14 protein-coding genes and 3 tRNA genes are annotated in these 13,960 nt (G+C 56.4%); 6 read left to right on the top strand and 11 right to left on the bottom strand.

All coding sequences use genetic code 11. The features are described from left to right. The first annotated feature begins 20 nt into the window (after positions 1 to 20). Together WBL42_RS03370 and WBL42_RS03365 are read left to right on the top strand one after the other, a co-directional pair. Complete coding sequence (locus tag WBL42_RS03370) at positions 21 to 659, top strand: hypothetical protein (RefSeq protein WP_424719854.1); 639 nt, start codon at positions 21 to 23, stop codon at positions 657 to 659. A gap of 84 nt (positions 660 to 743) precedes the next feature. Further along, positions 744 to 818 (top strand) — tRNA-Arg (locus tag WBL42_RS03365). A 165-nt stretch (positions 819 to 983) separates the two neighbouring features. On the opposite strand, the gene WBL42_RS03360 is transcribed toward WBL42_RS03365, so the two are convergent. The 11 genes from WBL42_RS03360 to WBL42_RS03310 all read right to left on the bottom strand — a co-directional run bounded on the left by WBL42_RS03360 (position 984) and on the right by WBL42_RS03310 (position 11,278). After that, positions 984 to 1,460, bottom strand: coding sequence for a NusA-like transcription termination signal-binding factor (locus tag WBL42_RS03360; protein WP_424719853.1), 477 nt, complete (start codon positions 1,458 to 1,460; stop codon positions 984 to 986). A gap of 15 nt (positions 1,461 to 1,475) precedes the next feature. Then, on the bottom strand, positions 1,476 to 1,766 hold the full coding sequence (locus tag WBL42_RS03355; protein WP_424028760.1) for a 50S ribosomal protein L30e: 291 nt from the start codon (positions 1,764 to 1,766) through the stop codon (positions 1,476 to 1,478). Positions 1,767 to 1,797: 31 nt separating this feature from the next. Beyond that, positions 1,798 to 2,973 (bottom strand): DNA-directed RNA polymerase subunit A'', encoded by a 1,176-nt coding sequence (gene rpoA2, locus WBL42_RS03350; protein WP_424719852.1) that lies wholly within the window; start codon positions 2,971 to 2,973, stop codon positions 1,798 to 1,800. Position 2,974: 1 nt separating this feature from the next. Then, positions 2,975 to 5,614, bottom strand: coding sequence for a DNA-directed RNA polymerase subunit A' (locus WBL42_RS03345; protein ID WP_424719851.1), 2,640 nt, complete (start codon positions 5,612 to 5,614; stop codon positions 2,975 to 2,977). Between the two features lies 1 nt (position 5,615). Then, positions 5,616 to 7,433: a DNA-directed RNA polymerase subunit B gene (rpoB, locus tag WBL42_RS03340; RefSeq protein ID WP_424719850.1), complete on the bottom strand. Its 1,818-nt coding sequence runs from the start codon at positions 7,431 to 7,433 to the stop codon at positions 5,616 to 5,618. Continuing rightward, positions 7,430 to 8,995: a DNA-directed RNA polymerase subunit B'' gene (locus WBL42_RS03335; RefSeq protein WP_424719849.1), complete on the bottom strand. Its 1,566-nt coding sequence runs from the start codon at positions 8,993 to 8,995 to the stop codon at positions 7,430 to 7,432. Before WBL42_RS03335 ends, rpoB begins: the two co-directional genes overlap by 4 nt. An 8-nt stretch (positions 8,996 to 9,003) precedes the next feature. Further along, the gene (locus WBL42_RS03330) at positions 9,004 to 9,255 is read right to left on the bottom strand and encodes a DNA-directed RNA polymerase subunit H (protein ID WP_424719848.1); all 252 of its coding nucleotides are present in this window, start codon (positions 9,253 to 9,255) and stop codon (positions 9,004 to 9,006) included. Between the two features lie 76 nt (positions 9,256 to 9,331). Next, a tRNA-Lys gene (locus tag WBL42_RS03325) sits at positions 9,332 to 9,405 on the bottom strand. A gap of 114 nt (positions 9,406 to 9,519) precedes the next feature. Further along, positions 9,520 to 10,149 (bottom strand): response regulator, encoded by a 630-nt coding sequence (locus tag WBL42_RS03320; RefSeq protein WP_424719847.1) that lies wholly within the window; start codon positions 10,147 to 10,149, stop codon positions 9,520 to 9,522. Positions 10,150 to 10,283: 134 nt separating this feature from the next. Beyond that, entirely contained in the window at positions 10,284 to 10,919 is a 636-nt protein-coding gene (locus WBL42_RS03315) for a response regulator (protein ID WP_424719846.1), read from the bottom strand. Further along, positions 10,919 to 11,278, bottom strand: a complete 360-nt coding sequence (locus WBL42_RS03310; RefSeq protein ID WP_424719845.1) for a roadblock/LC7 domain-containing protein — start codon at positions 11,276 to 11,278, stop codon at positions 10,919 to 10,921. Before WBL42_RS03310 ends, WBL42_RS03315 begins: the two co-directional genes overlap by 1 nt. Positions 11,279 to 11,696: 418 nt before the next feature. Here WBL42_RS03310 and minD point away from each other — a divergent pair, with 418 nt between their 5' ends. From minD to WBL42_RS03290, 4 genes are all read left to right on the top strand, one after another. After that, positions 11,697 to 12,476 carry a cell division ATPase MinD gene (minD, locus tag WBL42_RS03305; RefSeq protein WP_424719844.1) on the top strand — a complete coding sequence of 260 codons (780 nt, stop codon included), beginning with the start codon at positions 11,697 to 11,699 and terminating at the stop codon, positions 12,474 to 12,476. Between the two features lie 19 nt (positions 12,477 to 12,495). Then, on the top strand, positions 12,496 to 12,693 hold the full coding sequence (locus WBL42_RS03300; RefSeq protein WP_424719843.1) for a hypothetical protein: 198 nt from the start codon (positions 12,496 to 12,498) through the stop codon (positions 12,691 to 12,693). A gap of 274 nt (positions 12,694 to 12,967) precedes the next feature. Next, positions 12,968 to 13,041: transfer RNA gene (locus WBL42_RS03295), tRNA-Pro, on the top strand. A 40-nt stretch (positions 13,042 to 13,081) separates the two neighbouring features. Then, positions 13,082 to 13,936, top strand: a complete 855-nt coding sequence (locus WBL42_RS03290; protein ID WP_424719842.1) for a damage-control phosphatase ARMT1 family protein — start codon at positions 13,082 to 13,084, stop codon at positions 13,934 to 13,936. The last annotated feature ends 24 nt before the right edge of the window (positions 13,937 to 13,960 follow it).

The raw sequence follows: 13,960 nt of genomic DNA, 5'->3' as shown, positions 1-13,960 counted from the left end.
ATCCATATCAGATATATTTTTTGAAATTTATTCGATATATCTCCAAACTCCCCATCGCGTTGAACGTGCTCGTTCTTTCACGCCAGCCGGGCGACCACGCACTCTACATCAACGAGGATGAGCGGGAGTACCTGCTCCCGCGGGGTATGGACTGGTCAGTAGTGAAGGCGAAAGAACGTAGAGAACCTGAGCGTGGATGCGGATTTCCCTCTCCACAACCGCACCACCGGGACTGCATCGTTCGATCGTGTCAGGCTGATCTTTATCCGGGAACAGCCCTGTGCCTGAACGGACAGGGATCCGGGCCGGAACCACCAACACTTTTTATATCCCCCGGGGGTGAATCTGACTGTACTGATATCATGGGCGGAAACGGTCTTCTGGAACAGGTAAGGGCATACGGGATCAAAGACTGGGCACAGGTCGTCTTCATGATCCTGATCTGCGCAGCAGGCGGATACCTGATCATCTACAGCGTCTACATGATGACCGTCAACCATGAACCCGGCCTGTTCATGTTCTCCATCGCGATGTTCGGTGTGGGGTGCACGGCGATCTGGTTCGGTCTCTCCCATGCTGAAATCCAGTCAACTGAGGAGAAACTCGAGAGTATCGCGAAACGGCTCGACCGGATCATCGAACGGATCGAGCAGAAATAACCGTCATCAGCAATCTGTTTTTTCGTACCAGCCCGAAAGGAAGCAGATTAATTATCCGCGAGAGCGAATGTTACTGGCACACATGGGTCTGTGGCTTAGCCTGGACATAGCGCCGGGCTTCTAACCCGGATGTCGGGGGTTCGAATCCCCCCAGGCCCGTTTTCCCGGTTTTTCGTGAAGGTATTGTATACAGGTATCCCGGTTATTCCCCGGATACAGTCAGCCGGTCCTGCACATGAGGGCCATATTCCCCCCACGGGGTAAAGGGCGTCAAAAAAACAACTCCTGTTAATCAGCCGGGCTTTTACGATCTACTAAAAAAGGTTACAGGTGGCCCTGCTCATCTTCCGGCTGCCCGTCCATGGGCTTTTGCAGGATCTGGACATCTGCGATGTTGTGCTGGCGCAGTGCGAGCTTCTTTGCCTTGAAGATGTTCTTGCCATCCTTGCCTATCGCGATGCCGCGGTCCTCGTCCCGGACTTCTACGGTCGCGGTCTGCGCATCCGGTTCGCCTTCGAACAGGATGGAGGTGACCTGGGCCGGGAGGAAGCAGTTCTTAAGGAACTGTTCTGCATTGCTGTTGTATTCCACGACCTCGATCTTCTTGCCCATCACTTCTGATGCCTTCTTAATCGAGGCGCCTTTCTTGCCGATTGCAAGTCCCATGTCACCAGGGTTGATCACGAAGATGAGTCTGCCGTTGCGATCGTCCACGACACAGTCGCGGCTCCCCGCGCCGGTCAGGCTCTCGAACTGGGAGATGAGGCGCATGCAGTCTTCGGTCAGTTTCACTTCTACCATAAAGATGCCCTCGGTTCAGGCCCTCTTTAGGGAGAGAATATCTGACTCGCCCGGGCTGACAATGGCAAGCGTGCTGACCATGAATGGCTTACCGCAAGCCTTGCCGAGCGCCACGCTCGAGCCTTCGAAGGTGTGGATGAAGAGGTTCTCGTAAGCGGTAAGTTTTGCAGTGAAGGCCGACGGGCAGTTACCTGCCACGACGACGATCTGGGCCTTGCCCTCTTTTATGCACTTTTCCGTGTTGTTCTGGCCAAGAATTACATTACCGGTCTTGATTGCCCGTCTGAGTGAAGCATTAAAATCCATGTACAATTCCTCGTAAGTTTTTCCAAAGTGTCTAATTGTCGTGTTGTCTGACTGCGATCAGTTTCACATCGCCGGTGCCGAGCTGGATCGGCTGGCCGACGATGACGTTCTCGGTCACGCCGCTCAGTTCATCAACTTCATTTGCGACGGCCGCATCGAGCAGGTGGTTGACAGTCACTTCGAACGCTGCCCGCGAGAGGACGCTCTCCTTCTCGCCGGCAATGCCGTGGCGGCCGATCTGCTTGACTTCGCCTTCCATGCACATCATGTCCGAGACGAGCATGAGGTGCCGGACATCAACGAGGATACCCTGCTCATTGAGCGTGGAGACCGCTTCGTGGATGACGGCATTTCTCGCTGCCTCGATACCGAGGACCTGCGCAATCTCACTGATGTTGTTGGTGCGGGTCCTGGTGGTGTCAACGCCAACTACATCAAATACGTCCTTAAGATTGGACCCTTCAGTATAAAGTATATACTCCCCGGTTTCCTTCCTGACGACCACCCGGAGGATGTCGTCAATGCCCTGCACGATCACGTTCCTGACGTGTTCAGCGAGCTGGAAGAGGTTCTGGTAACTCTCCTTGTCCTTGGGGGAGAAGATGATGGTTGCGTTTTCCTCATCGATCTCGTGCTCAAAGTCCCGGTAGTGCCTGCGGTCGCGGATCTTCTTGGGAGCCGCTTCCATGATCTCCATGGGCGAGATCTTGCGCTTGTCGCAGACCTTGGTGTTCAGGTGCACGACCACGTGCATGTTCTCCATGTCCGTGGTGATGTCGCCGAACTCGTGGAGCGGGGCGGCCTCGATCTGCCAGCTGACTTCCCGGGCCTTGTCCCGGTCGATACCGAACTCGGGCTCGAGGTACACGGTCATCGTCGGGGTGCTCGGCTCTTTCCTCGCGTCCATGATCTCGATGAGCCGCGGGAGACCGAGAGTAACGTTGATCTCGGCGACACCCGCATAGTGGAACGTACGCATCGTCATCTGTGTGCCGGGCTCACCGATGGACTGCGCCGCGATGATACCCACCGCTTCACAGGCTTCGATCCGGGTGCTCTGGTACTCGGCGAGGACCCGTTCGAGGATCTGCTTGAACTGGGTATCGGTGATCTCCTTGGTGTCAAGGAACTTCCGGAGCTGCTCTTTTGTTTTAGGGGGAAGGGCTGCAGCCTCGATCTTCTTATCGTACTTATCTGCGAGCGGCATTTCAGCACTCCTCCTTGAGGATACTCTCGACAATACCCTTGACATCCACAGGGTCACCGAACGCACTCTTGGTCGGGTCGGTGCCGTCTTCGCCGTACTCGAACTGGATGATCCTGCCGCCGGTAGAACGGACTGTGCCGTCGTACGCGACCTTGAGGTCCTGCAGCGCATTGATCATACGGCGCTGGAGGTACCCGCTCTGGGATGTACGAACTGCAGTGTCGACGAGACCTTCACGGCCACCGATTGCGTGGAAGAAGAACTCGGTCGGGTTGAGGCCGCCTTTGTAGCTGTGCTGGATGAACCCGTGGGCATCCGAGCCCCGGTCACCCTTCTTGAAGTGCGGGAGGGTCCGGTCGTCATAACCACGGACGATACGCTCACCACGGACGGACTGCTGGCCGATACAACCGGCCATCTGGGTCAGGTTCAGCATGGAACCACGGGCACCGGAGACTGCCATCACGACAGCACTGTTCCCGAGACCGAGGTGCCGGCCTGCAATCTGACCGGTCTGGTCCCGGGCTTTCCCCAGCACCTGCATGATCTGCATCTCAAGGGTCTCCTCGACCGTTCGCCCGGGCATCGGTTCGAGCTGGCCGTCCTCGTAGATCTTGATACGGCGTGTGACATCGAGTGCTGCTGTATTCAGCACTTCATCGATCTGGCCGTACTCGGTCTTGGAGAGGTCTTCGTCATCGATACCGAACGAGAAGCCGTCGAACATGATCGCACGGATCGAGAGCTTGGTCGAGTCATCGATGAACTTTGTCGCCCGCTTCATACCCTGCTGGCGGATGATGCGGTTGACGATCTGGCCGTCGAATGCGCCGATCGCCTTCTTGTCGATGGTCCCGACTTCGAGCTTGCCGTCGATAATGCGCACGTATGCATCCCGTTCGCAGACCTCTTTCTTGCAGACATCGCAGTTCTGGCAGGAGCTGGCCTTGAAGACCATGTTGAGGTGCTCGGGAAGGACCTGGGAAAAGACCTGCTTGTTGCTCCAGTACTCCCTGCCGTTCTCAACCTTGCCGGGCGCGGGCATCCGCTCGATGCCGGTGTACCGCATGAGATAGAGGGCCTCTTCCTTCGTGAACCAGCGCAGGTCGTGCGTCAGCATGAAGATACCCGAGACGTGGTCGTGGATACCTCCGATGATCGGGCCGCCGAAACGCGGGGAGAGGATGTTCTCCTGCACAGCGATGAGGATGGTTGCCTCGGCCCGTGCCTCTTCGGTCTGCGGTACATGCATGTTCATCTCATCGCCATCGAAGTCGGCGTTGTAGGGGGGGCAGACTGCCGGGTTGAGCCGGAACGTCCTGCCTTCCATCACCTTGACGCGGTGGGCCATGATGCTCATCCGGTGCAGCGAGGGCTGACGATTGAAGAGCACGACATCGTTATCGCGGAGCTGGCGTTCGACCGTGTAGCCGGGTTCGATCATGTCGGCGACCGTGTCGAGGTTGCCATCCGCAAGCCGGAGCCTGCGGTTGTCAGGGCGGATCACATAATTTGCACCACACGGGGAGTTGACATCCGGGCGTGCCGGGCCGGTCCTGACAATCTGCCGGAGTTCCTCGATATTGTAGGTGGTGACCCGGACAGGGATCGTCATCTCGTTTGCCACGGCACGCGGGACACCGACCTGCGCGACCGAGAGGTTCGGGTCGGGCGAGATCACGGTACGGGACGAGAAGTTCACACGCTTACCCGAGAGTGAGCCACGGAACCGCCCGTCCTTACCTTTCAGGCGCTGCGAGAGCGTCTTTAAGGGCCGGCCGCTGCGGTGGCGTGCGGGCGGGCAGCCTGCTACTTCATTGTCGAGATAGGTGGTGACGTGGTACTGCAGGAGTTCCCAGAGATCCTCGATGATCAGCTGGGGGGCGCCTGCATCCTGGTTCTCCTTGAACCGCTGGTTGATGCGGATGATATCCACAAGCTTGTGGGTCAGGTCGTCTTCCGAGCGCTGGCCGTTCTCGAGGATGATGGACGGGCGCATCGTGACCGGCGGGACCGGGAGCACGGTAAGGATCGTCCATTCGGGGCGGGCGACGTCCGGGTTGATGCCGAGCGGAATCAGGTCCTCGTTTGGGATCTTCTCCATCCGGGCGCGGATGTCTGCGGGGGTGAGCTTGTGCTCCACCTTCTTGCCGTCCTCGACCATGACTTCGGAAAACGTGGTCGGCTTCTCGAAGTTGATCTTGAGCTGCTGTTCACCGCAGTGAGGGCAGACGCGCTCTTTCTTGACGTCCTTCTCTGAGAGCAGGTCGCCGGTCTGGTCGTCTTCCGTACCGACGACTTTCTCGACTTCCTCAGGACTCAGGAGCACACGGCCGCAGGCGCGGCAGGTGACACGCAGGAGTTTCCTGATGAGCCTTGTGTACCCGACATGGATGACCGGCTTGGCGAGCTCGATATGGCCGAAGTGCCCGGGGCACTCGCTCGCCTTCTGGTCGCAGGTCTTGCACCGGAGACCGGGGTCTATGACACCGAGGTTTAAGTCCATGAGGCCCTGGGGGTAGGGGAACCCGTCGTCATCATAGGTGTCTGCCCAGATGATCTTCCGGACGCTCATCTCACGGATCTCTTTGGGAGATAACAGGCCGAACTCAATCTGTCCGATTCGTTTTGGGGATGGCATGTTACACCACGTCCTGTAATTTCAGTCTTGGGGCAATGCCCATACTCTTCATCTCGTCCAGCAGGAGCTTGAACGCATAACTCATCTCGACCGAGTAGATATCGGTCTCGTTGCCGCAGGCAAGGCAGCGGGTCATGTTGCGCTTACGGTCGAGCATGGCGACCATGCCGCAGTGTGCGCACACATATTCGTTCACCTTGTCCGACTCGTCGAGCAGGCGTTCCTTGAGTGCCATGGCGGCGCCGTGGCCGATCATGACATCCCGCTCCATCTCACCGAACCGGAGACCGCCTTCACGGGCACGTCCTTCGGTAGGCTGGCGGGTGAGCACCTGCACCGGCCCACGGGACCGGGCATGCATCTTGGACGATACCATGTGGTAGAGTTTCTGGTAGTAGATCACGCCGATGTAGACATCGGCCTTGAACTGTTTCCCGGTGATACCGTCATACATGATCTCCCGGCCGTTGTGGGAGAAGCCGAGTTTCTTTAACGAGGCCCGGATATTGGATTCACTCTCGCCACCGAATGCCGTGCCGTTAATACGCCGGCCTTCGAGCGATCCGACCTTGCCGCCTATCATCTCGAGCATGTGCCCGATGGTCATACGGCTCGGGATCGCGTGCGGGTTGATGACAAGATCCGGCATGAGGCCGCTCTCGGTGAAGGGCATGTCTTCCTGGTGGGCGATAAGACCCACGACACCCTTCTGCCCGTGCCGGGACGCGAACTTGTCGCCGACTTCCGGGACACGCAGGTCGCGGGTCCGGACTTTCACGAGCCGGGAGCTGTTCTCGCCTTCAGTGATGATGACGGTATCGACAATACCGTGCTCGTTGCTGCGCATCGTGACGGAGGTGTCGCGGCGCTTTTCAACAGCAATGAGTTCTCCTGAGGGTTCCTCGAGGAAACGCGGTGGGGAAGTCTTGCCGATCAGCGCATCTTTCTCTGCAACAACCGTCTCAGGGTTGATTACACCATCCTCGTCCAGGTTCTTGTAGGCGTCGGCACCATGGGCACCGGCCACATCCTCGTCGGGGACTTCTATGCGATCGATCTGGCCGCCGGGATACCGGCGCTCTTCGCCTTCATAGGTCCTGAAGAAGTGGGAGCGGCCAAGGCCGCGCTCGATCGAGGCCTTGTTGAAGATGAGCGCATCTTCAATATTGTAGCCCTCGTAACTGAGGATCGCGACCACGAAGTTCTGGCCTGCGGGCCGGTCATCGGAGCCGATCAGTTCCGAGGTCTGGGTATGGGTGAGCGGTTTCTGCACATAGTGGAGCAGGTGGCCACGGGTATCCGGGCGCAGCTTCATGTTGGCCGCACCAAAACCGAGCGCCTGCTTGACCATTCCGGCACCCATCGTGACACGGGGACTTGCATTGTGCTCGGGGAACGGGACGTGGGCCGCACCAATACCAAGGATCAGGGAGGGGTCGATCTCAAGGTGGGTGTGCTCGGGCGTCAGTTTCGAGAAGTCCATGGCGATGAAAAGGTCTTCTTCCTCTTCTGCATCAATGAACTCGATCATGCCGCGCTGGACAAACCAGTTTATGTCGATTTCCTTTCGTTCGAGCTTCCGGAGATCATCGTCCGTGATGAGCGGTTCGCCGTTCTTTAAGACGATGAGCGGGCGGCGGGCACGGCCGCGATCGGTCAGGATCACGACATCGCCGTTGTACTCCTTGTGGGAGACATTCACTTCCGGCGAGAGAGCACCCTGCCGCCGCATGCTGCGGATATTTGCCACGAGTGCCTTCGGGTCATCGACAAGGCCGATGAGGGCACCGTCCACGAACACGCGGGACTTCTTGCTCATGATTCACCCCGTATGTGTTCTACGCCAAGATTGTGCAGGATCTTCATAATTTCTTCTTCGTTATCGACACCCTTGCTGATCTCCACCATCTGGGCGAAGTTCTTCACGAGGCCACAATTCGGGCCTTCGGGAGTCTCGCTCGGGCATATCCGGCCCCACTGGGTCGGGTGCAGGTCACGGGCCTCGAAGTGCGGCTGCGAGCGGGAGAGCGGGGAAATCACGCGGCGGAGGTGCGAGAGCACGGCCATGTGGTCTACCCGGTCGAGCAGCTGCGAGACACCGGTCCTTCCTCCCACCCAGTTACCGGTGGCAAGCGGGTGGAGCAGGCGTTCCGTGAGCACGTCTGCGCGCACGGCGGTCGCAATCGAGAGATCGCGGTGGCGCATGCTGGCGCGTTCGAGCTGGTACTTGATATCACGGGTGAGCCGGTTGAGGGAGATACGGAAGAGGTCCTCCATCAGGTCGCCGGCGAGTTTCAGCCGCTTGTTCGAGTAATGGTCCTTGTCGTCGATCCTGCGCTTGTTCAGGACAAGATCGAAACAGGCCTCTGCCATGCGGCCGAGGAAGTGGGCCTTCGCGAGCCGGACCGAGAGGACTGCTTCCTGGTAACCCTCGTCTCCTTCCTTGAGGCTTGCCGGCATCGAGTAGTTGAGATGCGGCAGGAGGTAGTTGTCCAGCACGAACTCTGCGCGCTTGCGCTGGTAGTCCCGCGTCTGGTTCGGCGCGAGCTTCTTGCCCACGTACATGATACCGCCCTCGACGGAATCGCACTCGCTCTCTTCCAGGTTCTGCATCATGAACGTAAGGATGTCCTCGTCCGTGGATACGGCGTTCACGACTTCCTGGTCGTTCGTCATGCCCAGTGCCCGCATCAGGTCAGCGAACTTCAGGTGGCCTGCAACGGACGGGAACGAGACCTCGAGCAGGTTCTTCTTGTTCCGCTCGACAACCACAAGTGCACGGTACCCGCGGAACTGCGAGAACACCTTTGCAACATAGATCCGCTCGTTGTACCGCTCGGTAAACTCGGTCATGATCTTGTTGGACGCGAGGTCTTCTAAGGTCATGAGCACGCGCTCTGTACCGTTCACGATGAAGTAACCGCCTGCGTCAAATGCATCCTCACCATGGGAGACACGCTGGGCGTCATCCATGCCATAGAGGTTGCAGGCAAGCGACCCGACCATGATCGGGAGCTGCCCGATGGTCGTAACAATTGGTTCCTGCCGGTCATCGCCGTGCACGAGCGTCAGCCCGAGCTGGATCGGGGCCGCGTACGTGAGGTTGCGGAGCCGGGCTTCGCAGGGATACAGTTCTCCCTGCGAGCCGTCCGCTTCCCGCACGAGCGGTTTTTTCACTTCGATCGTGCCCAGTTCAACCCAGACCGGATCGTTGTTCTTGCCCCGGTTCTCGATGTCGGTCTCGATAACCCGCTGTTCGTTGACCACTTTCTGGAGATTATGCTTCAGGAAATAATTGAAAGAGTCAAGCTGGTGGCGCGCAACATGCTCCCGTGAAAAATATGCCCTCGATAAGATGCTTCTGTCAATCAGACTGACCAACCCCGGAATTACTTCTTTGGTCTCTTGACCACGAGACGGAATGCCTCGGCCCTGCCGGCGGTATGACTCGCCCGGATAATTCGTATCACATCATCGGCATTTGCGCCGATCTCCCTGACGGCTGGATCGTCATGGTAGATTTTCGGTAATTGTTCGGTAGTAATGTTGTAGCGCGAGAGAAGTTCCGATACTTCCTCTTCGCTCATGATTTTATGATCCGGCACCATCGCGTGCTCCAACACATTAAGTTTGGTGCTCAATGAAAAACCCCCTCACAGATGAACAAATTTCCTCTCAGATGCATCACCGCAAAAAACCCACGATTGCTCGTGGCAACGGGCCCGGAGGGATTTGAACCCCCGACCACCTGGTTAAAAGCCAGGCGCTCTACCGAACTGAGCTACGAACCCAATCTCTGCTACACAGACCAAGATGTACAGCATTATAACAATGCCCAAAAACTATATAAATATTACTTCTATACCCATCCATGGGGTGAATCGGACAACACCGGCAGGAAACGATTATACGGCTTTTGTGAATTTCTCGTTGATCTCTTTGAGGCGTTTTTCATCCGCCTGGATCTTTGTTTCCAGTTTCCGGACGGCTGCCACATCATCAGAATTGGCTGCATTTCCCGCCAGATGCATGCCCGTGGATCTTCTCAGTACGCAGAGGAGGTTCTGGTCAACCTCGATGCTCTTCCGGAGGGCGGAATATTCCTCGATCGTCGCTGGATCAAAGCCCGCGTCTTTTGCAACGAGCGCCTCTATCTTCACATTGCTCCGCCGGGTAAATACCCGTTGTATCGCTTCCAGCAGTTGTGCCGGGTTGACCGGCTTTGAGACAAAGTCCTCGATATTCAGGCAGTGCTGCTCCGCTTCTTCGGGGGTGATTTTCTTGGCGGAGAACATAAGCACCGGGATATCCCTTGTCGCAGGATTTGCCTTGAACCGGTCCAGGGTCTCCCAGCCGTCCATGGGCTCCATCATGATATCGAGCAGGACCAGGTCGGGGGTAATGGTGGCCAGGATAGTGAGGGCTTCATCGCCGCCGTGGGAGGCAACGGGTTTGAACCCTTTCCGTTTCAACAGGGCGACGAGACCGTCAACTATATACGGACTATCATCAACAATCAGGATCGTTTCATCCACGGATTCTTTCCCCCATATACGCCAGGCTGGCGGTGAGCCGGCTCATGGCAGGCAGGTATTCGTTACATTCCTGATGCCAGACAATATATGCCTGCATAGTATTCAAACATGCACTGGAACTGCACACGGGGAATTTATTTTGAGGCCGGGGAACCGGACAGCTCCCCTTTGATCTGCTGGAGACGGTTTTCCTGGAACTTGATGTTCATCTCCATGCTCTTGATCGCCCGCGAGATCTCATCGCTGACCCTTACCTTGGAGTCGTTGAAGTTGTAGGTGGTCTCAAGGATCTTCATAAGACGTTTGTTCACATCGATGCTTTTACTCAGTCGGGCGTATTCGGTGATGATCTCGCCATCGAATCCCGACTGTTTTGCCATGTCCATATCGGATTTTATAGACTGGCGCCGGGTGAGGACGTGCTCGATCGCATCATAGAGTTCGCGGTGGGTGATCGGCTTGAGCACGTAGTCTTCTATATAGATACCATATTCCTGTGCTTCGGCGGGAGTCAGCTGTTTTGCGGTGAGCATCAGCACCGGGATCTCCTTGGTATCAGGGTTCTCCTTAATCCGTTCGAGGGTCTCCCAGCCGTCCACAGGTTCCATCATGATATCGAGGAGGATCAGGTCAGGGGTCACGGTCTTGAGGATCTCAAGGCATTCCTCGCCCCCGTACGCGGCAACAGTCCGGTATCCGCCACGTTCGAGCATGGTAACAAAAACATCGACGATGAACGGGCTGTCGTCAACCACAAGGATGGTATACATTACATCGCCTCCCCAATCTTTTTGGCAACCTGGAGCATTTCAGTATGCACTTTCCCGAAATCTGCCTTGTCCGTAATGATTGCGGTGATAAGGAAATTTTCACCGGCGCCCATGACGAGAATAGAGGAGTCCTGGGCCCGTATGGTGACGGACATCATGGATTTCATCTTTATGATACTGCCTACCGATTCCGCTGAGGCAAGTATTGTTGCGGAGAGCGCCCCGAACCAGGGCTCATTGAGTTCACGGTCAAAACTTTTACCGGCGATTATCCCATCCCGGGATACAAGGGCACATGCTGCAACCCCGTCAATAGATCGAATCAGTTCAATAAATGCAGAGATCTTCTCTTTTAACATGCTGCGTCTCCTGCTGCACTACCCTGTGTAATTGATAATACCTGATGGGAACATATATACATATTGTTTTTCACCTTTGGACGATACGAGAATTCCATTGAAATTTACAACAAAGATGTCCTGTCGTATATCCTTCTGCCAGGAGTCCGGGCAGCACGTCTCAGTTAGTTGTGGCATGGCTTCGTCGATGTCTGGAAATATAAAGATTCCTGATACGGGCCTGCCGGATTGATACGATATTATATACCCGGGTTTAATTTCCCGGTAAAGCGCAGGACGGGTCCCGGGTTCCTCCCCACCTCCGCCGGGATCCTGTACGCTTGCGGGTATATTTTGTGACAATTGGCTGTTTCGAGGGCGGGGCGCCTTTCAATACGTATAAATACCCTATTCCCCAACCAGTTTGTTAAGAATTCTGATGCTCAGGGCATACACCATCACATCCGGAAAAGGCGGTGTCGGGAAGACCACGCTTACGGTAAATCTGGGGATTTCCCTTGCCATGCTGGAGCGGGAAACTTATATCCTCGACGCCGATATCGGCATGGCAAATATGGCCCTGATCCTCGGGATGGATGACGTTCCGGTCACCCTTCACGAAGTACTTGCCGGGAAGGCAGATATCGAGGATGCCATCTATGAAGGCCCCGCAGGTGTAAAAGTGGTGCCGAGCGGGATCTCCCTGCAGGGGTTCCAGCAGGCAGACCCGGAGAAACTCCGGGACGTGATGCATAAGCTGGTGGACCGGTGCGAGTTCCTCCTTATCGACGCACCGAGCGGGATCTCCAAGGAGGGCGTAGTTCCGCTTTCCGTAGCAGATCAGGTGATCCTTGTAGTCAACCCGGAACTTGCTTCGATGGCTGATGCCCTCAAGACCAAGATCCTCTGCGAAGTGATGGGAGGGCGGGTCTACGGGGCGATACTGAACCGGGCGGGACTCGAACACACCGAGCTCCGGTCCCAGAGCGTTGAGGATGTGCTGGGGGTCCGGGTGATAGATGTGGTTCCGGAAGACGCCAGCGTGCGTCGTGCAGCTGCGTACAAGTCACCATGTGTGCTGAAATACCCCCATACACCTGCCACCCGGGCGTTCAAGCGTATTGCTGCCCAGATGGCAGGTGCAGAATACAACGAAGCTGCTGAGGATGCCAGTCAGGAAAGTTTCGTCGACCGCCTGGCCCGTGCAGTATTCAGGTGATTGCATTACAGGTGAGATAATGGCATACGAAGGATACATGCTGGTCCTCTTTGGCGGCGTTATCGTTGTCCAGCAGTTCATCATCTATCTGATGTACGTGCGGATACGCCAGCTTCTTAACGAGGTCGACTCCATTGAAGGAAAGATCAAAATTACGGATACTGAACTCGAAAACCTCATTTCGCGGGTCGAGGAATTCAAGCGCGGGAATATCTGAGATCCTGCTTTAAGCACCAGATAGTTTCCTGTGCACGACTCATTCTCCCGGGTTCGGGGATTATGCCGGGAGGAACTCCGTGACTTTTTTATTCGCGCGGGTCGCTCATCCACAGGTTCAGACATGCAAAACCGGGCCCTGGTGACTCCATGACAGTACCTTATAGCCGGTCATGTAAACGCCCGTCATAGCCCGGGGGGTTCATGAGCCATACCGGAAATCCCGGTCATGAACGACAAGATACATAAGTGATCTCATCCTACAGTATGAGAGCGGGGCCATAGGGTAGCCTGGCCATCCTAGGAGACTGGGGGTCTTCTGACCTGAGTTCAAATCTCAGTGGCCCCATTGTTTTTTCTGATCACTTCACGAATCCGTAGATCATAGTATGAAACTCACCGATACCTGTATCGATTGCCTGATGTCCCGCGTGGTTTTCGAGTGCGGGCTCGCATCTGCCGATCCCAAACTCACGGAAGCAACGGTCACGGCATGCAGGGATCTGCTGGATTCCATGAAGGGGACTTCTTTCCTTCATCCGCAGATCGCCAGTGCAGTCCACCGTGAGGCCTGCAGGATGATCGGGGACCCCGACCCGTTCCGTGAACTGAAACAGAGAGGAAATGCAGAGGCGCTCCTGGTCTGCCGCGAGGTCCGTCACCAGCTCAATGACTTCCGGGATCACGTACTGGCCAGCGTTATCGGAAACACGTTCGATTATGCGGTCCGGGGCCATGAGGTAACTTCCGACTTTTCCCGGTTTTTTGCCGACGAATTTGCAAAAGGACTGGATCGCGACGATACGGACGAGATCTTCAGAAACTGTTCCCGGGTCGTCTACCTCACCGACAACTGCGGGGAGATCGTCTTCGACCGGCTGCTGGTCGGGTACCTGAAGGCCCATGGCTCGCACGTGACGGTTGCAGTCAGGGACGCACCGATCCTCAATGACGCCACAATGGATGATGCGCTTGCCTTCGGGTTCGACAGGGTTGCAGACCTTTTGACCACCACGGGCGGGGGTGCGGAGATCGGCCTTGATCCGGATAAGATGCCGGCTGACCTCGCAGAGGCAATCAGCCAGTGCACCATTATCATATCGAAGGGCATGGCGAACTACGAGTCGCTCAGCGAATACGATAATCTCCCACCGGTCGCGTACCTCATGTGTGTCAAGTGTGAGATGATTGCCGGTGATACAGGAATCCCCCGCGGATCGAAGATCGCCGTGCTACGTACTTAGACCGGTGATCTCCATCCCTCACTC

Source organism: Methanoregula sp. (assembly GCF_049686655.1).
Classification (GTDB): domain Archaea; phylum Halobacteriota; class Methanomicrobia; order Methanomicrobiales; family Methanospirillaceae; genus Methanoregula.
Note: the sequence above shows the minus strand (reverse complement) of the source record. Positions and strands in the feature narration are given on the sequence as shown.

What these genes read in the sequence shown, in the direction of transcription:
- WBL42_RS03300 (WP_424719843.1), top strand. Translation starts at nt 12,496, where the DNA reads ATGGCATACGAAGGATACATGCTGGTCCTCTTTGGCGGCGTTATCGTT.
- WBL42_RS03355 (WP_424028760.1), bottom strand. Translation starts at nt 1,766, where the DNA reads ATGGATTTTAATGCTTCACTCAGACGGGCAATCAAGACCGGTAATGTA.
- rpoA2 (WP_424719852.1), bottom strand. Translation starts at nt 2,973, where the DNA reads ATGCCGCTCGCAGATAAGTACGATAAGAAGATCGAGGCTGCAGCCCTT.
- WBL42_RS03310 (WP_424719845.1), bottom strand. Translation starts at nt 11,278, where the DNA reads ATGTTAAAAGAGAAGATCTCTGCATTTATTGAACTGATTCGATCTATT.
- WBL42_RS03290 (WP_424719842.1), top strand. Translation starts at nt 13,082, where the DNA reads ATGAAACTCACCGATACCTGTATCGATTGCCTGATGTCCCGCGTGGTT.
- WBL42_RS03315 (WP_424719846.1), bottom strand. Translation starts at nt 10,919, where the DNA reads ATGTATACCATCCTTGTGGTTGACGACAGCCCGTTCATCGTCGATGTT.
- minD (WP_424719844.1), top strand. Translation starts at nt 11,697, where the DNA reads ATGCTCAGGGCATACACCATCACATCCGGAAAAGGCGGTGTCGGGAAG.
- WBL42_RS03345 (WP_424719851.1), bottom strand. Translation starts at nt 5,614, where the DNA reads ATGCCATCCCCAAAACGAATCGGACAGATTGAGTTCGGCCTGTTATCT.
- WBL42_RS03360 (WP_424719853.1), bottom strand. Translation starts at nt 1,460, where the DNA reads ATGGTAGAAGTGAAACTGACCGAAGACTGCATGCGCCTCATCTCCCAG.
- rpoB (WP_424719850.1), bottom strand. Translation starts at nt 7,433, where the DNA reads ATGAGCAAGAAGTCCCGCGTGTTCGTGGACGGTGCCCTCATCGGCCTT.